Source organism: Cryobacterium sp. PH31-L1 (genome assembly GCF_030063145.1).
GTDB lineage: Bacteria > Actinomycetota > Actinomycetes > Actinomycetales > Microbacteriaceae > Cryobacterium.
Genome location: NZ_JASISM010000002.1, coordinates 139,714 through 164,543, shown reverse-complemented (window position 1 = coordinate 164,543; position 24,830 = coordinate 139,714). Strand labels below are relative to the sequence as shown.

The window sequence follows — 24,830 nt, the reverse complement described above, 5'->3', positions numbered from 1 at the left end:
TGGGACGAAAGACATGGTGCGCGAGGGGATCGAGCCGGACGGAATGCAGATTTTGCGACCCCGGCGAAAGCTGGTGGAGCGGTCTATCATCGCTGCGCTGTCGTTCATCGTGCCCCTGTTGATCGTGCTGTACTGGCTCGCCATTCCCCGCGACACTTGGATCTTTGTCGCCGCCGTTCAGCTCGGCCTGACCGTACTCGGAGTGGTCGCCGTGTTCGGAGCCCGCAATATGTGTGTCACCGTGACGGGTACGCGCTTGGAGAGCAGAGACCTGTTCGGCCGACTGACCACGATTGGCACGGCCGATATCGCCAGCGTCGTGCTTGTCGATCTGTACCAGAACGGGATGGTCGACACGCTCCCGCACCTGTACCTGCTGGACTCAGAGGGCGACGTGCTGCTCCGCCTCCGGGGTCAGATTTGGCCCCGATCGGGCTTCGAGAACATGATCGACACGCTCGGGGTTACCGTCGTGCGCCCGCCCGACCCGCTCACCCTGGCCGAGCTTGGGCGACTGCGCCCGCAGCTGGTGCACCGCTGGACGAGACACGCCGCTCGCCTGGGCCTCTAAAGCCTCCGCCGGGAAGTGCGGCTCCCGGTTTAGTGCCCTCGGCCTGACACGACGTCGGCTACCCGCGCGAGCGGCGACGTCGTGCGACGCCCGGCGAGCTCGGCTCGATCCGCCAGCGAATAGGCCCGGTAGAGCGCGGTGACGGCGATCCAACGCAACGGTTCCGGCTCCCACCCGCGCACCCGGTGGTTCACCCACGGCAGGTGTACAAGGTTGCTGTCGCGGCCGAGAATCAGATCGGTCAGTGTGCGCCCGGCCAGGTTCGTGGTGGCGACTCCGGTGCCCACATAGCCGCCGGCCCACGCCAGTCCGGTCTGCCGGTCGAGACCGACGGTTGCAGCCCAGTCTCGGGGAACGCCAAGCACGCCGGACCAGGCGTGGTCGATGCGAGCGCTCTTCGTCGCCGGAAAGAAGCGCACCAGAATATCGCGCAGAGAATCGACGGTGGCCTGCGGGGTCTGGCCGTCGGCATCCGTTTTCGAACCGAAGCGGTACGGCACGCCGCGCCCACCGATCGCGATGCGGTCATCGCTCGTGCGCTGTGCGTACATGTAGGCGTGGGCCATATCGCCCAGGGTCTCCCGGCCCGACCAACCAATACTCGCCCAAACGGATGCCGCGAGCGGCTCGGTCGAAATCAGTGACGAATTCATCGGCAGCCAGGTTCGGTGCAGCCCTTTAAGGCCGGCGGTGAACCCCTCTGTGGCACGCACGACGTAGGTGGCGTCGACGGTTCCGGCAGCGGTCACCGCGCGGTGCGGCGCGATCTCGCTCACCGGGGTGTCCTCGAAGATCTCCACACCGAGCGATTCGACCGCGCGGGCCAACCCGGCCACGAGTGCGGCCGGGTTGATGCGGGCGCAGTGCGGATGCCACAGGCCACCGGTCGTGCCCGCCACGTTGATGCGGTTTTGCGCTGCGGTTTTCGAGAGCAGCTCGACGTCGGTGTGCGGCCAGGCCTGCTCGGCGCGGGCGGACTGCTCCAGTCGGTGCTGTTGCGCGCGGCCATAGGCCACGGTGAACTCGCCGCCCTTGACGATTGTGGCATCGATACCTTCGAGGGCGGCGACCCGGATGACCTCGTCGACCGTGTCGTTCATGGCTGCCTGAAACCGTTCGGCGGCTGCGCGTCCGTGGCTTTTCACGTACTGCTCGCGACCGCCGGTGACCGAGTTGGTCAGCCAGCCGCCGTTGCGACCGGAGGCGCCGAAGCCGGCGAATCGTGCTTCGAGGACGACGATGCGCAGCTGCGGTGCCGCCTTCTTGAGGTAGTACGCCGTCCACAGCCCGGTGTAGCCGGCGCCGACGATGACGACATCCGCCCGGGTTGCCCCGGCCAGGGGCGCGCGCGGCGCGGGCTGACCGAGCTGGTTCCACCAGAACGAGACATCCCCGTTGCGCGCGGCTGCGCGCAGCACGTCAGTCATGATCCCGCCCGACGCCGGCGCCGAGCGGGGAACGGCACATCCGTCATGCTGGGGTCCCCTTCTGGCGGGCGCGCTCGAGCCTCCTCCGTGCGGCGATTTCTCGTTCACCGTCAAGTTTCGCCGCGACCGGAGCCCACAGCACAACAGCGACCCCGGCACCGAGCAGCAGGCCACCGATGGTATCGGTGAGCCAGTGCGCGCCGAGGTAGGTGCGACTGAGCAGCATCACGATCGTGTAAGCGGCCCCGGCAATGGCCACCCACAACCGGGGAAAAATGATGGCGAGGCAGACGGCCATGGTCGCCGCATTAGCGACGTGTCCGGACGGAAACGAGCCGAAATCAGAGGTGACCAGCATATCTTCGGGTCGAGCTCGTCCGAACAATTGCTTGAGCAGTTGCACCCCGCCAGCGCTCAGCACGGTTGCTACGAGGTAGTACCCGGCGGCCCAGGGCCGTTTGATGAGCACAATCGCGAGGGTGATGGCCAGTGGAACGATGAGCACACCGAACAGTCCGCCGCCGAGCGCGTTCATGAACAGCGACGGAATTTCCCAGATCGGCGAGCGGTGCTCGATGATCTCGTCCATCCACTCGGTGTCGACCTCGAGGGCGACACCGTTCGCGCGCACGACCACGACGAGACCGAGCAGGGCCGCCAGCGCCACGGCAGAGAGCCCGCTGATGACGGGCCAGCGGCGGGAGATGCGGCGGACCGCTGGGTCGGCGGCGCGCTCCGGGTTAGTCATCCCGCCATCGTAGGGGTGCCCGCTGTATTCGGCCATGCACCGGGCCGAACCCGCAGGCATCCGTTTGCTGCATTATTTTCCGGGCCCGGGCCCGGAAAGCGGGACCATGATAGAACATGGGCCCGGTTTCCCAAGGTGGGCCCGGGCGCGACACAGGGCCGGGCCGCACCAACCTAGTGGTCCAGCGCGGGCACGGTGCGCGGGCGCACGATCAGCCAGAGCGAGAGGAGTGAAATCACCGCGGTGACACCCATGACGGATGCCATCGGTATCGCCGTTCCCACTCCGAGCACTCCCACAATCGGCGAGATCAGACCGGCCACGCCGAAGTTGGCCGCACCGAGCAGTGACGCTGCGGTACCGGCCTCATGTCCGTGCGCGTTCAAAGCGATGACCTGCACGCTCGGCAGAGTGAAGCCGCAGGCCGCGATGAAGAACCAGAGCGGAACCAGGGTTCCCCACAGTCCCATGCCGGCCACATCGAGCAGCACGATCGCGGCGGCCGTGAGCAGCAGCACGACCGTTGAGACCGAGAGAATCCACTGGGGTCCAATGTTGAAACGGTGCATCAGGCGGGAGCTCAACTGCACTCCGGTGACGACTCCGAGGGAGTTGATCGCAAACAGCAGGCCGTACTCCTGCGGGCTGAACTGGTAGACGTCCTGGAACAGGAACGGCGACGCCGACAGGTAGGAGAACAGCCCGGTGAACGTCATCGCGCCGATGATCGCGACGCCCACGAAGGTGCGGTCGCTCAGCACGGCCTTGTAGCGCTGGGCCAGGGTATTGTGCCCCTTGGCGTGGCGCTCGTTTTCGGGCAGGGTCTCCACGATCCAGAAGGCGACGGCCAGAATCACGATGACACCGTAGGCGGCGAGCACCCAGAAGATGCCGCGCCAGTTCATCACGAGCAGCAGCTGCGACCCGATCACCGGCGCCAGAACGGGTGCGAGGCCGCTGACCAGGGCGAGGCGGGAGAGCATGCGCACGAGCGGCTTGCCGCCGAACAGGTCGCGCACCATGGCCATAGCGACGACCGCGCCGGCCGCGGCGCCGAACCCCTGCAGCACGCGGAAGATGGCGAGCATGAAGATCTCGTTCGACAGCGCGGCGCCGACGCAGGCCAGAATGTGCACACCGGTCGCGAGCATCAGCGGCAGACGGCGGCCCACCTTGTCGCTCCACGGCCCTACCACCAGCTGCCCGAATCCGAACCCGATCATGGTGCCGGTCAGCGTCAGCTGAATGACTGACGGCAGTACCCCGAATTCGCTCTCCAGGGTCGGAAAGGCCGGCAGGTAGAGGTCGATCGTGAACGGGCCGAGGGCCGTGAGCGCGCCGAGAATGAGGATGTAGACGATGCGCTGGCGCCTGGTCAGTTTGTCCCCGGGGTGCGCGGCTTTGGAGGCGAGTTGCGCGGCGCTAACCACGGGAATGCTGGCAGTGATCACGAAAGCGGATGTCCTTGGCTGGTCAGGCGGGCAGGCTTATGGCCTGCTATATGGTCGCAGCGACCGATCAGGCCGCTCTGGTCGTAAGAACGGATCACCCCGAAATATTCCCCACGATTGTCTGCGGATCGAGCAACAACGCTTCGAACGCCAGCTCCGCGGCGGCGATCACGAGCAAATTCGACCCCAGCTGCGCTGGGGTAATCTGTACGCCCTCGAACGCCGCTCCGAGGGCCAGCGCGCCTACTGCGCTGCTGAGGCGGTCGGCATCGGCCGCGTGCAGCGCGGCGAGAAAGCCGCCGAGCACGATCAGCTGCGGGTTGAGCACGTTCACCGCACTGGCCAGGGCAACGGCCAGAAAATCGAGCTGGCGGGCGACCTCGGCGCGCACCACCGGGGAGTCGGAGGCGAGCAGCGCGCGTTCGAGCGCATCGGCATCCGTTTCGCTGCCACGCAGGCCGAGCACGTCGAGCAAGGCGGCGCGGGTCACCTCGGCTTCGAGGGTTCCGGCAATACCGGCGGAGTCGGTGCTGCTGCCGGAACTCACCCGGGTATGCCCGAATTCGCCCGCATAGCCGGCCAGGCCGCCGGCCACGGCTCCGCCCACGATGAGGCCACCGCCGATGCCGCTCGCCCCACCGTTGAGATAGATGACATCGGTCATGCCCCGCCCGGCGCCAAAATAGCGTTCCGCGTTAGCACCGAGACTCGCATCGTTGGCCGCGACGACGGGCAGCCCGGTGGCGGCGGCCAGCAGGTCACAGAACGGCTCATCGACCCAGCCCAGATGCGGGGCGAGGCGAACCAGGCCGTCTGACGCCCGCACCAATCCGGGCACGGCCACGCCTATTCCAATAATGGAATATTGCTCGAGATCGCGGCGCAGCTCGGTCACGATGCCCGCCGTGAGGCTCACGGCTTCTGCAGCGCTCGGCACCGACGACACAGCCCAGCGGATGCGCCGGTGCACAACGCCGCTCAAAGCGACGACTCCCACAGTGACCGCGTCGATTTCAGGGTTCACCGCAATGGCGACCACCCGGTCGCTCGCGGCGACGATCGGGCTCGGGCGACCGGCCAGTTTGGTCGGGTCCGGTGTGCGCTCCTCGACCAGGCCGTGTTCGGCGAGCTCGGCGACTAGGGCGCCGATGGTCGACCGGTTCAGGCCGGTCAGGCGGGTGAGCTGGGCACGTGACGCCGCACCGTCGCGGTGCACGAGACGAAGGATGATCGACAGGTTGTGCCGACGCACGTCGTCGTGATTATTGCCCTGCATGGCGTCCATTGCTCACTCCTCCCGACTCATTTCCTGGTAAGAATTCAGGCTACTGCCCCGGGCGGACTCGGTTGGGTGATACGTTGCCCACCTCAACAAATTAGTGACGGCGCTGACAGACAGTGAGTGCCAGATAAGGAATGACATGAAATTTCGATATCTCGGTAACAGCGGATTGAAAGTCTCGGAGATCACCTACGGCAATTGGCTCACCCACGGCTCGCAGATCGAGAACGACACCGCGACGGCCTGCGTGCGCGCCGCCCTCGACGCCGGAATCAGCTCTTTCGACACCGCAGATGTGTACGCCAACACGATGGCCGAGAAGGTACTCGGCACCGCTCTCAAGGGTGAACGGCGCCAGTCCCTCGAGATCTTCACTAAGGTCTTCGGCCCGACCGGCCCCAAGGGCCACAACGACGTCGGCCTCTCTCGCAAGCACATCCTGGAGTCGATCGATGGTTCGCTCGCCCGGCTGCAGACCGACTACGTCGACCTCTATCAGGCTCACCGCTACGACGTGGAGACCCCGCTCGAAGAGACGATGCAGGCCTTCGCCGACGTCGTGCGTCAGGGCAAGGCGCTCTACATCGGGGTGAGCGAATGGAACGCAGAACAGCTGCGCGCTGGCCATGCCCTCGCGAAAGACCTCGGTATCCAGCTCATCTCGAACCAGCCGCAATACTCCCTGCTCTGGCGGGTCATCGAATCCGAGGTGGTTCCGGCCTCCGAGGAGCTCGGCGTGTCGCAGATCGTTTGGTCCCCCGTAGCTCAGGGCGTGCTCACGGGCAAGTATCTGCCGGGTGCCGCGCCGCTCGCCAGCAGCCGGGCAGCGGATACTCAGGGCGGCGCCAACATGATCAAGCGTTGGATGAGCGAACCGGTGCTCACCGGCGTGCAGAAATTGCGCCCGATCGCTGACGAGCTCGGCCTCACCATGGCGCAGCTCGCGCTCGCTTGGGTGCTCGCCAACAAGAACGTCGCCTCCGCCATCATGGGCGCCTCGCGCCCCGAGCAGGTCGCCGACAACGTCAAGGCCGCCGGGGTGCACCTCGAGTCCGACGTGCTGGCGAAGATCGATGCCGCCGTGCGCGACCTGGCCGAGTTCGACCCACGCAAAACCGTGTCGCCGGAGCAGCGCGAGGCGTAAGCCAGCGGCATCCGCTTTAGAAGCAAGGAGAATTCATGAGAATCGCCGTCACCGGTGGCAGTGGCAAGCTCGGGCGCAGCGTTGTTGCGCGCTTGACGAACGAGGGCCACGTCATCACCAACCTCGACCGCGCGGGATCTCACGGTTCGGGATTTACTACGATCGACCTGACTGATTATGGCCAGGTCGTCGACGTCATGTTCGGCATCGACGACCGCACAGACGGATTCGACGCCGTCGTGCATCTGGCGGCCATCCCGGCACCTGGCCTTCTGTCCGATGTGGCCACCTTCCACAACAACATGCTCGCGACCTTCAACGTCTTCCAGGCCGCCCGCCGGGCCGGAATCAAGACGATCGTCTATGCCTCGAGTGAGACGACCCTCGGTCTGCCATTCGATATCGACCCGCCCTACCTTCCCGTCGACGAGGAGTACCCGGCCCGGCCGGAGAGCACCTATTCGCTCGTGAAGCACCTTGAGGAGCAGATGGCTATCCAGCTCGTGCGCTGGGATCCGCTTTTGAGTATCACGGCGCTGCGCTTCTCCAACGTGATGGACGAGGACGACTACGCGGCCTTCCCCGCATTCAACGACGACGCCACCCGGCGCAAGTGGAATCTGTGGGGCTACATCGACGGTCGCGACGGCGCCCAGGCCGTGCTTCGGGCGCTCGAACGAGCCAAGCCGGGTTTCGAGACGTTCATCATCGCGGCCGCCGACACGGTCATGAGCCGGTCGAGCGCGAGCCTGGCTGCCGAGGTCTTTCCCAGCGTCAGCGTCGTCAAGGCGATCGGCAAACACGAAACCCTGTTATCGATCGACAAGGCGAAACGGATGCTCGGATTCGCCCCCGAGCACCGCTGGCGCGACCACGTGTAATTCGCCACTATCTTTAGTCAACGTGGGCGCTCGCCCCTGGCCGTCGGCATCCGTACGCTGCGGTGACAACGAATGCCGCGGTCGGCGTGAGCGTCAGGGGTGTGCGCGGTCCAACACCGTGCGCGCGATAAACGCGTTCCGAAACTTGCCCACCGGGTCGAGCCGATCAGCAAGAACTCGAAAATCGCCGAGCCGGGGAAAGCTGGTCGCAAGCGTCTTGGCATCCGTCTGAAAGAGTTTGCCCCAATGCGGCCGCACCGCGAAGGGGGCCAGCGCCGCTTCGAGGGTCAGCAGCAGCGCCTCAACGGCAGGCTGCTCGGGCTTCCAAGTAAAGTGCAACGCCACGCCGGCCCGTTCGAAGTTCGGGCTGAGCCAGAGGTCGTCGGCCGCGATGCTGCGAACCTCACCGACCAGCAGCAGCGGCGCGATCCGGGCGGAGAGCGTGCGAATCGTTTCGATCGCTGCGACGGCATGCTCGCGCGGCACGTGGTATTCGCTTTGCAACTCGTCGCCGTTGCTCGGAGTGAAGGCCATCCGAAAGTGCGCCAATCGCTCAGACCAGGGTCCGACCACACCGAGCTGTTCGGTACAGTTGACCGCTGTAATACCGGGAAGCGGATGCCGCGCAATGGTCGCCGCCGTCCCCCCGAAAAACGACGGGCCGCCGGTAAATGGCATGGTCCCGACCGACGCCAGATCGCGACGGGCCTCACCCGGGGCGTCACCGACTCGGCTCTTCACCCAGGCCTGATCAGCTGACTCGCCTTGCCAGTCCGTGAACAAGCTCACGCTGTAGGCACTACCCAACACGGCATCAAAATTCTCCAGCACGCTGGTCCATGGCAGGTTCTCGTAGACGACCTGTCGCACGGTGAAAGAGGGCTGAATGTCAAGCGTGACCCGGGTGACGATGCCCAGGGCACCCAGTGACACGACCATGCCCGCAAAGTCGGGCGTCGAACCCCGACTGACCCGAAGCAGTTCGCCGGAACCCGTCACGATCTCCAAGGCCGTCACTGCGGTAGCGAGACTGCCGTTCTGATCGCCGGAGCCGTGGGTTCCCGTGGCGATAGCACCGGCCACGCTGATGTGCGGCAACGAGGCGAGATTGTGCACTGCGTAACTATGCTCCTCAAGCTCCACGGCGAGCGTGCCGTAGGTCGTGCCGCCAGAAACTGTCACGCTCATCGCGACGGGGTCGATCACGATCGCGTCGTCAAGCCGGTCGAGCGCCAAGAGAATGCCGGTGGAATCAGCGATCGCGTTGAAGGAGTGGCGCGAGCCGAGCGCGCGTACTCGAGTGGCCCCAGCCACGAGCTCTTGTACTTCATTGATCGATGTCGGGTGCACGATGGGAGCCGCGTAGCGGTAGTTCCGAGCCCAATTGCGTTCATCCGCCTGATTCATGCCGGCCGCCTCACGTAATTTGATGTTTGGGACAACGTACCGGACCAGTAGGTTCACCCGGCGTGATTGCACTCGAATTCTGGAGCTACCCGAATGCGGCGGATTCGCTAGTCCGGCTATTGACGACTGCACCCCCTCCCGGTATATGTTTGCGTAATCAACAAATCATCGATGCTGCTGAATTGGACGTCCGACATGACACTGAGCAACCGACCACTAAGCGACCTGACCCCCACCCGCGACGACAAATTCTCCTTTGGACTCTGGACCGTCGGCTACAACGGCAGTGACCCGTTCGGCGGCCCCACCCGGCCGAAGCTCGACGTCGTCGACGCTGTCACCAACCTGGCCGAACTCGGCGCCTACGGGCTCACCTTCCACGATGACGACCTGTTCGATTTCGGTTCGACGGATGCCGCGCGCCAGTCGCAGATCGACCGCCTCAAGCAATCGCTCGCCGACACCGGCCTCGTGGTGCCGATGGTCACCACCAACCTGTTCAGCGCTCCGGTCTTCAAAGACGGCGGATTCACCTCGAACGACCGGGCCGTGCGCCGGTTCGCGCTCCGCAAGGTGCTGCGCAACATTGACCTCGCCGCCGAGCTCGGCGCGAAGACCTTCGTCATGTGGGGCGGCCGCGAGGGCGCCGAGTATGACTCGGCCAAAGACATCCGTTCGGCGCTCGAGCGCTACCGAGAGGCCGTGAACCTGCTCGGCGACTATGTCACCGACAAGGGCTACGACATCCGCTTCGCCATCGAGCCCAAGCCCAACGAACCCCGCGGCGATATTCTGCTGCCGACCGTCGGGCACGCGATGGCCTTCATCGAAACTCTCGAGCGACCCGAAATGGTCGGTGTGAACCCCGAGGTCGGGCACGAGCAGATGGCCGGACTCAACTTCGCCGCCGGCATCGCCCAGGCGCTCTACCAGGGCAAGCTGTTCCATATCGACCTCAACGGGCAGCGCGGCATCAAGTACGACCAGGACCTGGTCTTCGGCCACGGCGACCTGCAGAACGCCTTCGCCCTGGTGGATCTGCTCGAAAACGGCGGCCCAAACGGCGGCCAGACCTACACCGGTCCGCGTCACTTCGACTACAAGCCTTCACGCACGGAAGACGTCGCCGGGGTGTGGACCAGCGCCGCGGCCAATATGCGCACCTACCTGCTGCTCAAGGAGCGGGCTGCGGCGTTCCGCGCTGACCCCGAGGTGCAGGCGGCCCTCGCCGCGTCGAAGGTTCCTGACCTGTCGAACAACACCCTGGCCGCCGGCGAAACCTACGACGACCTGCTGGCCGACCGCAGCTCCTACGAGGACTTCGACACCGACGCGTACTTCGGCGGCAAGGGCTTCGGCTTCGTGCACCTGCAGCAGTTGGCCCTCGAGCACCTGCTCGGCGCCCGCTAGCCTCTGCCACTGTCTCGTGTTGCTAATTCAGGAGATCGGCACGCGTTGGCCGCTCCCGCCCCGTAAATTAGGGGGCGGGTGCCAACCAGCACCCCCGTTTCCTGAATTAGCCACTCCCGAGGCGCATAACGCCTGCAAATCATCGACGATCCACTGAACAGCAGCGCCACTCCACGGCAGTCCGGCGGGGGCCGCACAGATTGCAGGAATTATGCCGCCCGGCCGCGGCCAGACGGTCACCCGGCCAGCGACAGGACCATGGCCTCGATGCGCCCTGGCGAGAGCGCGTGGTGAATGGCGAGCATGCTCGCGCCCAAGATGGCGGCGTTGGCCCCGGCGCTGGACTGGGTTATCTGCAGGTGCTGGGTGGCGAGCGGGTTGGAGCGAGAGTAGACGACTTCGCGCACGCCGGCGATGAGGTGTTCTCCGGCCTGCGCCATCGACCCGCCGAGCACGATGACCGAGGGATTGATCAGGTTGACGCACATGGTGAGCACCTCGCCCATGTCGCGCCCGGCCTGGCGCACGGCACGGATGGCCTCGAGGTTGCCCTGCTTCACGAGGTCGACCACGTGCTGGCTCGTGGTCACCGGCAGTCCCTGGGCGGCAAGCAACCGGGTGAGGGCCGCTCCGGAGGCGACGGCTTCCAGGCATCCGTCGTTGCCGCACCGGCACGGCACGCCGGCGCCGCGCGCGATCTGCACATGGCCGAGGTCGCCGGCGATGCCCTGCGCGCCGCGCTGCAGGTAGCCGCCGGAGATGACGCCGGCGCCGATGCCGGTGGCCACCTTCATGAAGATGAGGTGGTCGGTGCCCGACCAGGCGTATTCCCGTTCGCCGAGCGCCATGAGGTTCACGTCGTTGTCGACCAGCACGGGAACGTGAAAGTGCTGCCGCAGCCAGCCGGGCACGTCGAAGCGGTCCCAACCGGGCATGATCGGCGGGTTGATCGGCCGTCCGCTGGTGTGCTCGACCGGCCCGGGCAGGCCGACGCCGATGGCGAGCAGGTCGGCCGTGGACCGTTTGCTGTCGCTGAACAACCGGGTGCCGGCCTCGATAACCCAGTTCAGCACGACTTCCGGCCCCTCCGAGATCTCCAGAAAGGTGGAGTCCTGCACGAGGGTGCTTCCGCCGAGGTCGCTCAACGCGATGCGAATATGGCTCGCGCCGATGTCCACGGCCAGCACGAACTTGTTGCCGGACTGCAGCGCGAACTGCGACGACGGCCGGCCGCCAGTCGACGTCGCGTTGCCGGCCGGACCGACCAGGCCGAGCCGCGTGAGCGCATCGACGCGCAGGGCCACGGTCGACCGGGCCAGTCCTGACAGGTCGGCGAGCTCGGTGCGGGTGCGCGGATGACCGTCGCGCAACACCTGGAAAAGGTCACTCGCCCCGGCCGAACCGAGGGCATTGACGTGACTTATGTCGACCATCAGGCAATTCAACCACACGAATCATCCGAACTTCGGTACTTTCCCAGCGGGTGCCGCGCGCCGGCCCCGCAAGCCGTCCGCGACACCCAGGCCGGTCACCGCCACGGTAGCGCCAGCGACCCCGACTCGACACGTGGAACCGGCAGGCTCGGCGCCGGACGGGTACGCCCGGTCTTCAACAGCGACTGGTAGGTGACCGGCGCCCCGGCCACGGCGTAGCCGAGCAGGGCGTGAAAGAGCTGGCCGCGACTGTCGGAGTGGCGGCGATTGAACCTGAATACCCATTCGTCGACGTAGGCCGGCAGATGTTCGGCGCTGACCGCGCCCTGCCGCGGCCCCATCAGCCAGTGGTTCGCCTGGAACACCACCCGACGCACGGCGGGAAGCACCTGGCGGGTGGGCGAACCCGGCGCCACGATCGGTCGGGCCACGTGCACGTACCGGTCCCGGATTCCGGCGGGATACGCCGACCAGTCGTGCGTGACGACCCGGCTGCCCGGCTCGACCGAATCCAGCAGGAAGGCGGCCAGCTGCGCTGTACCTGCGGAGGGAATCAAGGCGACGATCGTGCGGCCGAGACCATCGGCATCCACTTCGACGGCGACCGCGAACAGCACCCGCCCAAGCGAACCGCGGCCCGGAACCGACCCGCCGAGGTAGGACACGTCGACCTCGACATTACCGCTCAGGCGATCCCGGCCGGGCTGCGCCATGACCGAGCGGTAGCGGTGCAGCATCGCCCACGCCGTCTGCAGCGAGCCGAGCTCGGTCTCCCGGTGCAGCTGGGTGGCCGAGAGCCCGGCCTTGCTGTTCACCAGCAGCCAGGCGGCGCTGAACCAAACTGAGAGCGAGGTGCGCGTGCCGTGAAAGATGGTGCCGGCGAGGGCGGACACCCGTTTGCCGCAGCCCGCGCAGCGCCAGCGGTGGTCCGGCGCCTGCCAGCCGTGCGCATTGGCGCAGGCCGGGCAGGAGAAACCGTTCGGCCAGCGCAACCAGTCCAGGTAGTCGAGGCACTTCCACTCCTCGTCGAACCACAGGCGCAGGTCGGCGTAGGAGTTCGGGTAGGCGGGTCGTGCCGGCGTTGGCATACCCCCCAGACTAGGGCACTGAACGCGAAACCCCGGGAGGCCAAAAATAAGGGGGTTTCCACTCCGGTGCCGTAGAGCGGATGCCCCGCCGCGGCGTTTGCGCGGCGCCACCGGGGCCGCCGCGCGGCATCCAAGCACAAATACGTTCGGGGGCTTCCGGTTATTCAGACACTGAAGTGTGCACTTACCGTGGCGACAGCGGCCCGCTCACCTGCGAGTGAGGCCGTGATCTCAACGAGGAGAACCAGATATGCGCACGAAGCACGGACTTCGACTGCCCGTGGGGGTCGTGATGGCCACCCTGATGGTCGCCGCCCTCTCCGCAACGCCGGCCGCAGCGGCCCCCGGCGATAAGGGCGCGCCGGGCAAGCCCGGCACGCCCACCCCGTCGGCCCCGGCCGACTCGGCCTTTCAGAAGGTCACCCTGGACGCCACCCCCGGCGAACCGCTCGACCTGGCCGTGCTGCCGAACAACGATGTGCTGCACACCACCCGCGGCGGCGACATCTGGCTCAACGACGCGAAGACGGGCCTGAACACCCTGGCCGCTTCGATCGACGTGTATGAGCATGACGAGGAAGGGCTGCAGAGCATCGCGCTCGACCCGAAGTTCGGCACGCCAGGCAACAACTGGATCTACCTGTACTACTCCGCCCCGCAGAACACCCCGCTGGATGACCCGGCCACCGTGGGGGTGAACGAGGGCGACGCCCCGATCAGCGGAACAGCGGCGGACTTCGCACCCTTCGAGGGTTCGATCACCCTGTCCCGGTTCCAGTTCGACGGCGCCGTGTTCGACCTCGCGAGCGAGCAGAACATCATGGAGGTCGACGTCGACCGCGGCATCTGCTGCCACGTGGGCGGTGACATCGTCTTCGATGAGGCCGGAAACCTCTACCTCTCCACCGGCGACGACTCCAACCCGTTCTCCTCCGACGGTTTCACACCGATCGACGAGCGCATGGAGAGCAACCCGGCCTTCGACGCCCAGCGCAGCGCCGGAAACACGAACGACCTGCGCGGCAAGATTCTGCGCATCACCCCGGGCGCCGACGGCGGATACACCATTCCCGAGGGCAACCTGTTCGCACCGGGTACCGACCTCACCCGACCGGAAATCTACGTGATGGGCATGCGTAACCCGTTCCGTATCGAGCTGAACCAGAAGACCGGCGAGCTCTACGTTGCCGACTACTCCCCCGATTCCCGCACCGCCGATGTCACCCGCGGACCGGCCGGCACCGGCAAGTGGACGAGCATCACCGAAGCCTCGAACTACGGCTGGCCGTACTGCGCCACCGCCGAACTGCCGTACGTGGACTTCGACTTCGCGACCGGCCTGTCCGGCGAGGCCTTCGACTGTGCCGCTCCCGTGAACGACTCGCCCCGCAACACGGGGCTGCGCGAGCTGCCTCCCGTGGTGCAGCCCGACGTCTGGTACGGCTACGGACTGTCCGCCGAGTTCCCCGAGCTCGAGACCGGTGGTATCGGCCCGATGGCCGGGCCCGTCTACAACTACGACAAGAAGGCGTCGAAGGGCAAGGCATCCGTTGCCTGGCCGAAGTACTACGACGGAATGTCGATGATGTACGAGTGGACCCGCGATTACATCAAGGGAATGACACTCACCGACGGCGAGCTGGAGAAGATCGAGGCCGTGGTCGATTCGATCATCGTCGACAACCCGATCGACATGGAGTTCGGCTCCAACGGCGCGCTCTACGTTCTTGAATATGGTGACGGCTACTTCGCCCAGAACCCCGACGCGCAGCTCTCGCGCATCGACTTCATCGGCGACACGGGCAACCGTTCCCCCATTCCGATGGCCTCCGGCACCCCGACCGCCGGCGCGTCACCGCTCACCGTGGAGTTCTCCAGCGAGGGAACCACCGACCCCGAGGGCGACAAGCTCAGCTACGCCTGGGACTTCGACTCGAACGGGGTCGTCGACTCCCTCGAGCAGAACCCCACGTTCACCTACGAGACGGATGGCGCCTTCACCGCGTCGCTGCAGGTGACCGACGCCGGCGGCAAGGACCGCGGACGTTATGCCTCGGCCGAGGTCGACATCGAGGTGGGCAACCAGGCCCCGGTCGTGACCTTCATCACCCCCGTCGTCGGCCAGGACTTCGAATTCGGCGACACCGTGGCGTATGAGGTTCTCGTCACCGACGACCAGGCCGTGGACTGCGCCCTCGTGAGCGTGACCTACATTCTGGGCCACGACTCGCACGGCCACCCGATCACCACGTCGAGCGGATGCTCCGGCACCATCACCACCACCGTCCCCTCCGGCCACAACCCGGAGACCGACGACCTGTCCGGCGTTTTCAACGCCTCCTACACGGATGTCGGCGGAGACTCCTCCGGACCCCTCACCGGCAGCGCTGAAGTCGTTCTGCACTCCAACTAGTCCTGCCTCGCAGACCCACGAAAGGTAATCCCATGTGTTATGGATTTGACGGAGCGACTGAGCTGTACAAGTCGCTCGAAAGCACGAAGAACCTCGGCCGCCGCAACTTTCTGCGCGGAGCGCTCGCGATGGGTGCCGGTGCCGGCCTCGCGGTGGCCGGCGCCGGCTCGGCCATGGCGGCGCCGGGCGGTGAGCCCGGCCACGATCTGAGAGGCAAGCCCGGAAAGCCGAGGAAGGGCCGCAAGGTGCCGCCGGGACTGATCAGCATTCAGCTCTACACGCTGCGCTCGATCATGAGAGGCGACGGCGTGGACGCCACGTTCGAAGCTCTCGCGGACTATGGCTACACCAAGGTGGAACTCGCCGGGCTGTACGGCCGCACCCCGGAAGCCATGCGCACCTACCTGGACGAGTTGGGCATCACGCCGAGCTCGAGCCACGACGGCATCAGCAATTCGCCCGCGGCGCTGCAGGCGAAGATCGCCGGCGCGGTGACGCTCGGCCAGACCTACATGAACGTGCCCTACCTGGCGTCGAGCGTGGCAGACGACTGGCGCCTGTGGGCCGACCAGATGAACGCCGAGGCGGCGCTCGCCCAGCAGAGCGGGATCAAGTACGGCTACCACAACCACGCGCACGAGTTCACGACCGACCTGGGCGGCGGGCTCACTCCGTGGGAGGTCTTCACGTCGCGGCTCGACCCGAAGCTCGTGCACCTCGAGGTGGACCTGTACTGGGCCGTGACCGGCGGTGTCGGCGTCGGCGCGGCCGACCCGGTGCAGTTCGCGATCGACGTTATCAGGGACGCGCCGCAGAAGGTGCTCGAGTACCACGTGAAGGATCGCGACGCTGACGGCGGTTTCGCCGACCTCGGCACCGGCGCGATCGACTTCGCGCGCATCTTCGACGCCCACCCGGTGAAGCTGTACGCGGTCGAGAACGATCAGCCCGACGTGACCCCGCTACAGACCGCTGAGGTGGGCTACAACTACCTGCGGAACGTGCGCTTCTAGGCTCCGCCGCCCCCACAGCAATGGCGCCCCCTCGCGGGGGCGCCATTGCTGTGCGCTTTCAGAAAGGCTCAGGGGCGGGCTAGACGGGGGCTGGCTGCGCGAGGCCGGCGAGTTGCAGCAGCAGGTCGCGCACCTCGGTGGCGGCAAGGCTGGTGCGTATGGCCGAAGGGTCGGAGCAGAGCAGCACCGGGCCGTCGGCGGCGGTCTCCGGCAGCCGGCCGTGGGAACCGCGAACGCACGAGGGATCCAGCGGCACGACGTCCATCGCGTAGCGCAGCCCCAGTTTCTTCTTCGCGAGGTTGCGGGCGGCCCGCAGCTTGACGAACCTGTCGTCGGGGTCGAAGAACAATTCGGCCGGGTCGTAGCCGGGCTTCTTGTGGATCTCCACACCGCGAGCGAAGTCGGGTGCCTTCGCGTCGTCGAGCCAGTAGTAATAGGTGAACCAGGCGTTCTTTTCGGCGACGGCCACAAGCTCGCCGCTTCGCTCATGGTCGAGGCCGTAGCCGGCCTGCCCCTCGGCATCGAGCACCTCAGCCACCCCGGGCAGCGCCGCCAGCAGGGCGCGCACCCGGGGCAGGTCAGCCGCATCCGGCACGTAGACGTGCGCGAGCTGGTGGTCGGCCACGGCGAAGGCACGAGACGTCCACGGGTCGAGCAGTTCACCGCTCGTGTTGTGGTGCACCTCGAGCAGGCCTTCACGCCGCAGCATGCGGTTCAGGTCGACCGGCTGGTCCACGTTCGTGATGCCGTATTCGCTGAGCACCACAACAGTCACGCCCCGCCGGTGCGCATCATCGAGCAGCGGCGCGAGCACGGCGTCGAGATCGCGCGCGGCGTCGAAGGAGCGCTCGTCGTCGGGGCCGAATCGCTGCAGGTCGTAGTCGAGGTGCGGCACATAGACGAGCGTGAGGTCGTGGTGGGGCAGCACGTGCCGGGCCGCGCCCACGATCCAGCGTGAGGAGGCCAGGCCGGCGGTCGGGCCCCAGTAGGTGAACAGCGGAAAGGCGCCGAGCTTGGCGACCAGTTCGTCGTGCAGCTCGGGCGGGCGGATGTAGGCATCCGGTGATTTGCGTCCGTCGGCATGATAGACGGGCCTCGGGGTGATCGTGACGTCGGTCGTGGCGCCCATGGCATACCACCAGCACACGTTCGCCACTCGGTAGCCGGGATTGGTGCGGCGGGCGGTCTCCCAGATCTTCTCGCCGCCGACCAGCCGGTTGTGCTGGCGCCAGAGGTTGACCTCGCCGATGTCGCGCAGGTACCAGCCGTTGCCGACGATGCCGTGTTCGGCCGGCGTGAGTCCGGTGAGAAAGGTGGACTGTGCGGAGCAGGTGACGGCGGGCAGCACGGTGCCGAGTTCGGCGGCGAAGCCGCGGGACGCGACGGCCTGCAGCTGCGGCATCACGGCGAGTAGCCGCGGGGTCAGCCCGGCGACGTCGATCACGAGCAGCGGCGTGGGCGTGGCCTCCTCGCCTGTTACCGGGGTGCTCATGCGCGGGCACCGCGCATGATGGAGTTGCCGGCATATTCGGCCGGCACCGCGGCATCCGCTGTCTCGGTCGAGTCGAGTGTTTCGGCGAGGTCGAGGCGGCCACTCTGGCCGTAGAACTCGATCGGGTTTCGCCAGAGGATGCGGTCGACCGCGTCGTCGTCAAACCCGGCGGCGAGCATAGCGTCGCCGGTGCGCCGGGTGGTGAGCGGGTCGCTGCGGCCCCAGTCGGCGGCCGAGTTGACGAGCACCCGGTCGAGTCCGATGTCGTTCAGCACCGCAACCATGCGGGTGGGGTCCATCTTGGTGTCGGGGTAGATGCTGAAGCCCATCCAGCAGCCGGAATCGACGACCGCGTGCACGGTGACCTCGTTGAGGTGGTCGACGACGACCATGCCGGGTGCGATGCCGCTCTCCCGCACCACGTCGAGGGTGCGGCGGGTGCCGGCGAGCTTGTCGCGGTGGGGAGTGTGCACGAGCGCCGGCAGCTCGTGGGCGACGGCGAGCGCGAGCTGGGCGGCGAAGGCGTGGTCTTCCTGCGGGGTCATCGAGTCGTAGCCGAGCTCACCCACGGCCACGACGCCGTCCTTCTCCAGGTAGCGCGGCATGATGTCGAGCACCCCGGCCAGGCGCGGGTCGCCGGCCTCCTTGGGGTTGAGGCCGATCGTGCAGAAGTGCCGCACGTTGAACTGGCTGGCCCGAAAAGGCTCCCAACCGACGAGCGCGTCGAAGTAGTCCATGAACGATTCGACGCTCGTGCGGGGCTGGCCGAGCCAGAACGCCGGCTCCACGACGGCCCGCACCCCGGCGGCGTACATGGCCTCGTAGTCGGTGGTGGTGCGGGAACTCATGTGAATGTGCGGGTCCATGATGCGCATGTGTCGTCCTTTTATATGGTGTGTTCTCTGCGGTGAGTTCTGGGCGATGGGTTCTATGCCACGGGTGAGGGCAACAACGCGGCGAGCAGGGCTGCCGGGAGGTCGGGGCGATCGAGGCAGGCCGGGAAGGCTGCGACCACGGCGTGGATATCCGGGGGGATGCCGCGGCCGGCGGCGGCGCGCTCGTGGGCGAGGTCAACGAGCATGCGGGCGAGTTCGGGCCCCTGTCGCTCGGCGAGATTGCCGACGACGTGCAGCGGAACGCCGGTGAAGACGCACTTGACTACGGCGTGGCGGTAGGCGTCGGCTCCGAGGTAGTGCGCACCGTAGGGCTGCACGGCGGCCGCGATTAGGCGCAGGTCGTTGGTGCGGAGGGCGTCGTCGATGAGCGCAAGGAGCGCCGGGCCGATTCCTGGATCGGTGCCGGGATCGGCGCTGGGGTTAGCGGGATCGGCGCCGGGGGTGTCGAGCCGGTGCAGTCCGCGCAGCACACCGCGCTTCTCGCCGGCATCGCCGTGCCGATACAGGTCGTCGAGAAGGTCGACGCGCGCCTGGCCCGACACCCTGAGCGCACCGAGCAGCACGCCGCGGGCGGCGTCGTCGACGGTGCCGTGTCGCAGTCCCTGCGGGTCGCCGGCCTCGAGCGGTGCACGCCCGCAGCGGCGGGAGACGACGGGAAAGTACCGGGTGATCAGCGCCGGGTTCTGCTGCACGTCGGCGCGGGCGCCCTCGAGCCAGGTCGACGCGGCGTCGGTGAGGTGGTCTGCGAGGGTGGTCGCAGCGCCGGACGAGGCGCCGGATGAGGCGCCGGTCATGTCGCCGACACCCGCCGGGTGAGGCGCCGGCCGAGCGGCAGCAGGGCCGCGACGGTAAGGCCTATTCCCACGAAGCCGGACCGCGCGATGAGCGCGGCCTGCAGGCCGATCGTTCCGATCACCGAGGCCCCGACAGCGCGACGCACGTCCGCGGCCGCGCGACTGTTGCGGGCCCGTAGTTGGGCGGGGGCCACCGCGCCGAGGTAGACAGCGGCGAGGGCGGCGCCGACGAGGCGGGGCAGGCATCCGTTGGTGGGGTGTCGGGCCGGACCGGCGGCGGCGACCACCGCAGCACCCAGCGTTCCCGCGAGGGCCAGGGTACCCACAACGCCACTGGTCGAGCCGTGCACCTCGTCGCGACTGAGCGTGGTGGTGCCGAGGGTATGGGTGAACACGGTGAGGGCGGCCGGCAGGGCAAGGCGCAGCGACCCGGGCCGCGCCGACGCCGCACCGAGCAGCACGTCGAGCAGCCGCGTCGAGGCCATTGCGACCGGGCCGAGCCGGGTGGATTTGAACGCGAGGTCGTAGGCCCAGACGCTCGCGGCGAGCGGAACGGCCACCGCGAGGGTGCGTCGCCCGCCGGCCAGCGCGGCCAGGCCGACACCGGCCGTGGTGAGCACGATGGCCACGGTGAGGGCTTCGGCGGGGGTCACGTCGCCGGCCGGAATCGGGCGTTCCGGGCGCTCCACCGCGTCGAGGGCCCGGTCGGCGTAGTCGTTCAGGGCCATGCCGGCCCAGTAGATGAGGGTCGAGCAGAGCGGCAGCAGCACGGTGTCGGCGCCGGGCGCCCGCCCGGAGGCGGCGGCTCCGGCGAGGGTGTCGCCGGGGGCGGTGAGCGCCGCCGGCAGGCGAACGAGGCGGGCGAAAGCATCAGGCGTCATCATGAGCGCACCGCGCTGGCGACCAGGCTGACCTGAGCGTCAACCAGGCTGTTCAGCAGACCGTCCGACACGCTGTCGCCGCGGCTGAGCAGCGCGGTCATCGCGGCGAACAGGGCGCCTTCGGGGTCGTCGGCCATGGCGAGCGATCGCCAGCCGATGTGTTTGTCGGGGCGCACGAGCACGGCACCGTCCTCGGAGACCTCGCGCAGCCGTGCCCAGTCGAAGTACAGGTCGGTCACGGGCTGGCCGGGGCCGATGATCACGGCTTCGAGCCGCACGCCGAGGCGCGCGCCCACCCGCGCCGCGGCATCCGCCCAGGCTGAGCCGGTGATTCCGGTGATGACCGTGAACTGGGTGAACGGTGCGAGGTCGTGGGTCGACACCTTTCGGGCGCTGTCGCCCACCCAGGCGTGCGGCAGGCGCGAGCCGGGTACGGTCGAGGCTTGGTAGTACAGTTCGGGGTCGCGCTCCGGCTCGGGACGGCACCAGCCGTCGGCGACGATGGCGGCCGATTCGTAGAACTGTCCGATCTCGACGCCGTGGGCGTTGAACTCGTAGTTCTTGACCTCCATCGCGGCCTGGATGGCCTGCCGTTTAGCAGCGCCGGCCGGAGTGTTCGCCTTGCGTTCCTCGATCAGCTCGATCATCTCCGTCTCGGTGCGGGCGCCGGTGATGCCGAGGGCTTCGAAGAGCTGCCCGAACTCGCCGGCCGACTTATTGGCGCGCAACACGATCTGCCTAGCGACCGGTGCACGCTCCTCGGTGTAGGTGCGCAGAAGTTCGGGGCCCGCTGTGCCGGCGAGCACTGCGGCGAGTTTCCAGGCGAGGTTGTAGGAGTCCTGGATGGACGTGTTCGACCCGAGGCCGTTGCTCGGCGGATGCTTGTGCACGGCGTCGCCGACGCAGAACACCCGCCCGTGCTGCAGCCGGGTGGCGTACTGCGCGTTGTTGCCCCACAGCGAGGTTCCGGTGATCTCCACCTCGAGTTCGGGCAGTCCGAGCAGGTTGCGTACGATCTGTGTGGCCGCGGCCGTATCGATCACCGGGGGTTCCTCGGCGATGTCGTAGCCCCACACCACGAGCCACTGGTTCCACGGCCGGATCATGCGCACGAGGCCGGTTCCAATGCCGCCGATGTTCGAGCCGGGCTGCACCACCCAGTACAGCACCGAGGGGCGGTGCCCGACGAAGGGTGAGATATCGGCCGTGAAGGTGATGTTCATCGAGCCGGCGATATCCATCTCCCCCTTCATCGGCAGCTCCAGGTCGGCAGCGACCTGGGAACGCGCCCCGTCTGCGCCGATCAGATACTTCGCACGGATGCTGAACTCGGCCCCCGTAAGCCGGTCCAGTACGCGCACGCTCACCCCGGTCGCAGTTTGCACGTGCGAGAGGTATTCGGTCGAGAACCGGGTCTGGGTGCCTCGCGCAGTGGCGTTCTTCACCAGGATCGGCTCGAGGTAGGTCTGCGGGATGTCGCAGGTGCTGGCGGCCGAGGCCAGCTCGTAGTCGGCGTGACGGGCCGGATGCGTGCCGAAGGTCAGGATGCGTCCGAGTTCCTCGCCGGCGATCGAGGTGCAGAACACGGTGTCGCCCATCAGCTCGTTCGGGGTCGACTCGGCGCGCACGGCGTCGTCGATGCCGACGTCGCGAAAGATCTCCATCGTGCGCTGGTTGGTGATGTGCGCCCGCGGCGTGTTCGCCGTCCACCGGTATTTGGTGATCATGATGTTCGGCACGCCGAGCGTGGACAGGAACAGGGCGGCGGCCGAACCGGCCGGCCCCGACCCGACGATCAGCACGTCGGTTTCGACCACCGTGCAGTGCGGCAGGGCGGTCTCGGTGATCCCGTCGTCGAAGACGGCCGGCGCCCTGCTGCCCGGCCTGCTCACTTGCCGCGGCTGCCGCGGGAGGCGAAGCGCTGTTGCAGCAGCACCGCGGCCACGATGATGACGCCCTTCGCCACGTTCTGCACCGAGGTCGAGAGGTTGTTCTGGGTGAACACGTTGGTGAGGGTGCTGAAGATGAGCACGCCGAGCACGGTGCCCACGATCGTGCCGCGCCCGCCGATCAGCAGCGTGCCGCCGACCACGACGGCGGCGATGGCGTCGAGCTCGTAGAGCGTGCCGTGGGTCGCGGTGCCGGCGGTGGTGCGGCCGAGCATCATCACGGCGGCAACGCCCGAGGTGAGGCCGGCGATCATGTAGATGTAGACCATGTGGCGCTTCACCTTGATGCCGGCGAGGCGGCTGGCCTCCGGGTTGCCGCCGACCGCGACGGTGCGTCGGCCGAAGGTTGTGCGGTTGAGCACAATCCAGCCGGCGATCGCCACGACCAGGAAGATCCAGATCAGAATGGGCAGTCCGAGCAGGTCGGAGCGGAAGAAGCCGAGAAAGTCCTGGTTGTTGACGATCTGGGTCGACCGGTTCGAGATCAGTTCGGCGAGACCGCGCGCCCCGACGAGCATGGCGAGGGTCGCCATGAACGCGACGACCTTCCCGTAGGCGATCACGATGCCGTTGACGAAGCCGGCCAGGGTACCCACGGCGAGCGCAATGACGACCATGAGCAGCCACGAGGTCTGGGTTGACGCGAGCTGCACGGCCGCCAGGCTCGCCACCACGGTGGACAGGCCCATCACCGAACCGACCGAGAGGTCTATGCCCCCGGCCGTGATCACAAAGGTCATGCCGATGCTGATCACGCCGATGATCGAGGCAAAGCGGATGATCGTGATGACGTTGTCGAGACTGGCGAACCGGTCGCCCGCGGTGATGGCCCCCACCGCGATGAGCACGGCCAGGGCGATGACCAGGCCGAGGTTGCGGCCGGCCGAGCCGCCGAGCATCCGTTTGATGACGCCGGGTGGCGCGTCGACGCCTGCGGGGGCCGGCGGGGCCGCCTGGGTGATCTGCTCGCTCATGCGGCACTTCCTCTCATGACCAGGTCGAGAACACCGGGTTCGTCGATTTCGCTGGAATTCGTTGTGGTGAGAACGTCACCGTCGCTGATGACCAGCACGCGATCGGCCAGGCCGAGCACCTCGTCGATCTCGCTGGAGACCACGATGATGGCGGTGCCGGCCGCGGCCAGTCGCCGGATCAGGGCGTAGATCTCGGCGCGAGCACCGACATCCACCCCCCGGGTCGGCTCGTCGAGCAGCAGCACGGCCGTTCCGTGCACGAGCCAGCGTGCGAGCAGAATTTTCTGTTGGTTTCCGCCGGAGAGGCTGCGTGTGGCCAAGTCGGGGTCGGCCGGCCGCAGTTCGAGAGCCTCGATCTGTTCCCGGGCGGCTTCGCGTTCGGTGCCCTCCCGGAGGAACCCGCCGCGGGCGAACCGGGCAAAGGACGACAGGGTGACGTTCTTGAAGATGGGTTCATCGAGGATGAGGCCCTGGCTCTTGCGCTCCTCGGGCGACAGGCCGATCCCCGCGCGGACTGCGGCGTCGACGGAGCCAGGACGCAGTACCGTGCCGTTCACGGTGACGGTGCCACTCGTGCTGCGGCGGGCACCGTAGATGGCCTCGAGAATTTCGGAGCGGCCGGAACCCACCAGCCCGGCGAAGCCGACGATCTCGCCGGCGCGCACCTCGAGCGAGACGTTGCGAAAGATCCCGCGCACGCCGAGGGCGTCGCAGCTGAGCACGACCGGCGCATCCGCTGGCACAGGTCCGGCCGTCGGAAAGACGTTGGCGACCTCATGACCGGTCATCAAGCGGATGAGGTCTGGCGTGGGGGTATCGGCCACGCTCAGGCCGGTTGCCATGGTCTTGCCGTCTTTGATCACGGTGATGCGGTCGCCGATGCGGCGAATCTCGGCGAGGCGATGGGAGATGTAGACCACGGCGATGCCCTGCATGGTGAGCTCCTCGACGACGCGGAACAGGTTTTCGACCTCGTGCGAGTCGAGTACAGCACTGGGTTCGTCCATGATGATCAGCTTCGTGTCGCGGCTGAGCGCCCGGGCCATGCTCACGATCTGCTTGTTCGCGGCCGAGAGCTGGCCGACCTCGGTGCGCGGCGAGATTTCGCTGTGGCCGAGCCGTGCGAGAATCTCCTGGGTTCGGGCATTGGCCGAAGCGACGTGCAGCAGACCGCCGGTGGCCTGCTCGTGCCCGAGAAAGACATTCTCGGCGATGGTGAGACCGTCGACCACGTCGAGTTCCTGGTACATGGTGGCGATGCCGAGTTGGAGAGCGGCGACCGGACCCCCGATGGTGACCGGCTCGCCCTGCCAAAAGATCGCTCCGGAGTCGGGCTGGTAGGCACCGGACAGGGTCTTGATGAGGGTGGACTTGCCGGCGCCGTTCTGGCCGAGTACACAGTGCACCTCGCCGGCGCGCACCGTGAGGTCGACGCCCTGAAGCGCCTTCACCCCGGCGAAACTCTTTCTAAGCCCGCGAACCTCGAGTAATGCTGCGGAATGGTCGACAGTGATCATGCAAAAAACCTAACACAATGTCGGCACTTACGTCGATCAACATCAATAAGTTGCGCGCC

20 protein-coding genes are annotated in these 24,830 nt (G+C 67.1%); 6 read left to right on the top strand and 14 right to left on the bottom strand.

Annotated features, from left to right (window positions below; genetic code table 11):
- Positions 1-73 precede the first annotated feature (73 nt).
- Complete coding sequence (locus tag QMF22_RS05140) at positions 74-571, top strand: hypothetical protein (protein WP_283451065.1); 498 nt, start codon at positions 74-76, stop codon at positions 569-571.
- Positions 572-600: 29 nt separating this feature from the next.
- Here the strand turns inward: QMF22_RS05140 and QMF22_RS05135 are convergent, their stop codons facing one another.
- The 4 genes from QMF22_RS05135 to QMF22_RS05120 form a co-directional block, all read right to left on the bottom strand.
- Positions 601-1,998: an NAD(P)/FAD-dependent oxidoreductase gene (locus QMF22_RS05135; protein WP_283451063.1), complete on the bottom strand. Its 1,398-nt coding sequence runs from the start codon at positions 1,996-1,998 to the stop codon at positions 601-603.
- 43 nt (positions 1,999-2,041) lie between these two features.
- The gene (locus tag QMF22_RS05130; protein ID WP_283451061.1) at positions 2,042-2,746 is read right to left on the bottom strand and encodes a phosphatase PAP2 family protein; all 705 of its coding nucleotides are present in this window, start codon (positions 2,744-2,746) and stop codon (positions 2,042-2,044) included.
- Between the two features lie 173 nt (positions 2,747-2,919).
- Positions 2,920-4,197 (bottom strand): multidrug effflux MFS transporter, encoded by a 1,278-nt coding sequence (locus QMF22_RS05125; RefSeq protein WP_283451058.1) that lies wholly within the window; start codon positions 4,195-4,197, stop codon positions 2,920-2,922.
- Between the two features lie 94 nt (positions 4,198-4,291).
- On the bottom strand, positions 4,292-5,482 hold the full coding sequence (locus QMF22_RS05120; RefSeq protein WP_283451057.1) for an ROK family transcriptional regulator: 1,191 nt from the start codon (positions 5,480-5,482) through the stop codon (positions 4,292-4,294).
- Between the two features lie 136 nt (positions 5,483-5,618).
- Here QMF22_RS05120 and QMF22_RS05115 point away from each other — a divergent pair, with 136 nt between their 5' ends.
- Both QMF22_RS05115 and QMF22_RS05110 read left to right on the top strand, forming a co-directional pair.
- Positions 5,619-6,623, top strand: a complete 1,005-nt coding sequence (locus tag QMF22_RS05115) for an aldo/keto reductase family protein (RefSeq protein ID WP_283451055.1) — start codon at positions 5,619-5,621, stop codon at positions 6,621-6,623.
- 35 nt (positions 6,624-6,658) lie between these two features.
- Positions 6,659-7,504, top strand: a complete 846-nt coding sequence (locus QMF22_RS05110; RefSeq protein ID WP_283451053.1) for an NAD-dependent epimerase/dehydratase family protein — start codon at positions 6,659-6,661, stop codon at positions 7,502-7,504.
- Between the two features lie 93 nt (positions 7,505-7,597).
- On the opposite strand, the gene QMF22_RS05105 is transcribed toward QMF22_RS05110, so the two are convergent.
- Complete coding sequence (locus QMF22_RS05105) at positions 7,598-8,911, bottom strand: FAD-binding protein (protein WP_283451052.1); 1,314 nt, start codon at positions 8,909-8,911, stop codon at positions 7,598-7,600.
- Between the two features lie 195 nt (positions 8,912-9,106).
- Here QMF22_RS05105 and xylA point away from each other — a divergent pair, with 195 nt between their 5' ends.
- A complete protein-coding gene (xylA, locus tag QMF22_RS05100) occupies positions 9,107-10,321 on the top strand; it encodes a xylose isomerase (protein WP_283451050.1) in 1,215 nt (404 codons plus the stop codon).
- 236 nt (positions 10,322-10,557) lie between these two features.
- On the opposite strand, the gene QMF22_RS05095 is transcribed toward xylA, so the two are convergent.
- Positions 10,558-11,754 carry an ROK family transcriptional regulator gene (locus QMF22_RS05095; protein WP_283451047.1) on the bottom strand — a complete coding sequence of 399 codons (1,197 nt, stop codon included), beginning with the start codon at positions 11,752-11,754 and terminating at the stop codon, positions 10,558-10,560.
- Between the two features lie 95 nt (positions 11,755-11,849).
- Complete coding sequence (locus QMF22_RS05090) at positions 11,850-12,842, bottom strand: IS1595 family transposase (RefSeq protein ID WP_283451045.1); 993 nt, start codon at positions 12,840-12,842, stop codon at positions 11,850-11,852.
- A gap of 250 nt (positions 12,843-13,092) precedes the next feature.
- Between QMF22_RS05090 and QMF22_RS05085 the strand changes: the two genes are divergently transcribed.
- Positions 13,093-15,255, top strand: a complete 2,163-nt coding sequence (locus QMF22_RS05085) for a PQQ-dependent sugar dehydrogenase (RefSeq protein ID WP_283451044.1) — start codon at positions 13,093-13,095, stop codon at positions 15,253-15,255.
- Between the two features lie 32 nt (positions 15,256-15,287).
- Positions 15,288-16,268, top strand: coding sequence for a sugar phosphate isomerase/epimerase family protein (locus QMF22_RS05080; protein ID WP_283451043.1), 981 nt, complete (start codon positions 15,288-15,290; stop codon positions 16,266-16,268).
- 79 nt (positions 16,269-16,347) lie between these two features.
- Here the strand turns inward: QMF22_RS05080 and QMF22_RS05075 are convergent, their stop codons facing one another.
- The 7 genes from QMF22_RS05075 to QMF22_RS05045 are packed head-to-tail and all read right to left on the bottom strand — an operon-like array spanning position 16,348 to position 24,771.
- On the bottom strand, positions 16,348-17,760 hold the full coding sequence (locus tag QMF22_RS05075; protein ID WP_283451042.1) for an alkaline phosphatase family protein: 1,413 nt from the start codon (positions 17,758-17,760) through the stop codon (positions 16,348-16,350).
- Positions 17,757-18,635: a TatD family hydrolase gene (locus QMF22_RS05070; RefSeq protein ID WP_283451040.1), complete on the bottom strand. Its 879-nt coding sequence runs from the start codon at positions 18,633-18,635 to the stop codon at positions 17,757-17,759. Before QMF22_RS05070 ends, QMF22_RS05075 begins: the two co-directional genes overlap by 4 nt.
- A gap of 53 nt (positions 18,636-18,688) precedes the next feature.
- Positions 18,689-19,450, bottom strand: a complete 762-nt coding sequence (locus QMF22_RS05065) for an EboA domain-containing protein (RefSeq protein ID WP_283451038.1) — start codon at positions 19,448-19,450, stop codon at positions 18,689-18,691.
- The gene (locus QMF22_RS05060; RefSeq protein WP_283451037.1) at positions 19,447-20,334 is read right to left on the bottom strand and encodes an SCO3242 family prenyltransferase; all 888 of its coding nucleotides are present in this window, start codon (positions 20,332-20,334) and stop codon (positions 19,447-19,449) included. Before QMF22_RS05060 ends, QMF22_RS05065 begins: the two co-directional genes overlap by 4 nt.
- Positions 20,331-22,223 (bottom strand): FAD-dependent oxidoreductase, encoded by a 1,893-nt coding sequence (locus QMF22_RS05055; protein ID WP_283451035.1) that lies wholly within the window; start codon positions 22,221-22,223, stop codon positions 20,331-20,333. The genes QMF22_RS05060 and QMF22_RS05055 overlap by 4 nt, the downstream gene beginning before the upstream one ends.
- On the bottom strand, positions 22,220-23,254 hold the full coding sequence (locus QMF22_RS05050) for an ABC transporter permease (protein ID WP_283451034.1): 1,035 nt from the start codon (positions 23,252-23,254) through the stop codon (positions 22,220-22,222). The genes QMF22_RS05055 and QMF22_RS05050 overlap by 4 nt, the downstream gene beginning before the upstream one ends.
- Positions 23,251-24,771 carry a sugar ABC transporter ATP-binding protein gene (locus QMF22_RS05045; protein ID WP_283451033.1) on the bottom strand — a complete coding sequence of 507 codons (1,521 nt, stop codon included), beginning with the start codon at positions 24,769-24,771 and terminating at the stop codon, positions 23,251-23,253. Before QMF22_RS05045 ends, QMF22_RS05050 begins: the two co-directional genes overlap by 4 nt.
- Positions 24,772-24,830: the final 59 nt, after the last annotated feature.

What these genes read in the sequence shown, in the direction of transcription:
- QMF22_RS05135 (WP_283451063.1), bottom strand. Translation starts at nt 1,998, where the DNA reads ATGACTGACGTGCTGCGCGCAGCCGCGCGCAACGGGGATGTCTCGTTC.
- QMF22_RS05130 (WP_283451061.1), bottom strand. Translation starts at nt 2,746, where the DNA reads ATGACTAACCCGGAGCGCGCCGCCGACCCAGCGGTCCGCCGCATCTCC.
- QMF22_RS05120 (WP_283451057.1), bottom strand. Translation starts at nt 5,482, where the DNA reads ATGGACGCCATGCAGGGCAATAATCACGACGACGTGCGTCGGCACAAC.
- QMF22_RS05115 (WP_283451055.1), top strand. Translation starts at nt 5,619, where the DNA reads ATGAAATTTCGATATCTCGGTAACAGCGGATTGAAAGTCTCGGAGATC.
- QMF22_RS05110 (WP_283451053.1), top strand. Translation starts at nt 6,659, where the DNA reads ATGAGAATCGCCGTCACCGGTGGCAGTGGCAAGCTCGGGCGCAGCGTT.
- QMF22_RS05105 (WP_283451052.1), bottom strand. Translation starts at nt 8,911, where the DNA reads ATGAATCAGGCGGATGAACGCAATTGGGCTCGGAACTACCGCTACGCG.
- xylA (WP_283451050.1), top strand. Translation starts at nt 9,107, where the DNA reads ATGACACTGAGCAACCGACCACTAAGCGACCTGACCCCCACCCGCGAC.
- QMF22_RS05095 (WP_283451047.1), bottom strand. Translation starts at nt 11,754, where the DNA reads ATGGTCGACATAAGTCACGTCAATGCCCTCGGTTCGGCCGGGGCGAGT.
- QMF22_RS05090 (WP_283451045.1), bottom strand. Translation starts at nt 12,842, where the DNA reads ATGCCAACGCCGGCACGACCCGCCTACCCGAACTCCTACGCCGACCTG.
- QMF22_RS05085 (WP_283451044.1), top strand. Translation starts at nt 13,093, where the DNA reads ATGCGCACGAAGCACGGACTTCGACTGCCCGTGGGGGTCGTGATGGCC.
- QMF22_RS05080 (WP_283451043.1), top strand. Translation starts at nt 15,288, where the DNA reads ATGTGTTATGGATTTGACGGAGCGACTGAGCTGTACAAGTCGCTCGAA.
- QMF22_RS05075 (WP_283451042.1), bottom strand. Translation starts at nt 17,760, where the DNA reads ATGAGCACCCCGGTAACAGGCGAGGAGGCCACGCCCACGCCGCTGCTC.
- QMF22_RS05070 (WP_283451040.1), bottom strand. Translation starts at nt 18,635, where the DNA reads ATGCGCATCATGGACCCGCACATTCACATGAGTTCCCGCACCACCACC.
- QMF22_RS05065 (WP_283451038.1), bottom strand. Translation starts at nt 19,450, where the DNA reads ATGACCGGCGCCTCATCCGGCGCCTCGTCCGGCGCTGCGACCACCCTC.
- QMF22_RS05060 (WP_283451037.1), bottom strand. Translation starts at nt 20,334, where the DNA reads ATGATGACGCCTGATGCTTTCGCCCGCCTCGTTCGCCTGCCGGCGGCG.
- QMF22_RS05050 (WP_283451034.1), bottom strand. Translation starts at nt 23,254, where the DNA reads ATGAGCGAGCAGATCACCCAGGCGGCCCCGCCGGCCCCCGCAGGCGTC.
- QMF22_RS05045 (WP_283451033.1), bottom strand. Translation starts at nt 24,771, where the DNA reads ATGATCACTGTCGACCATTCCGCAGCATTACTCGAGGTTCGCGGGCTT.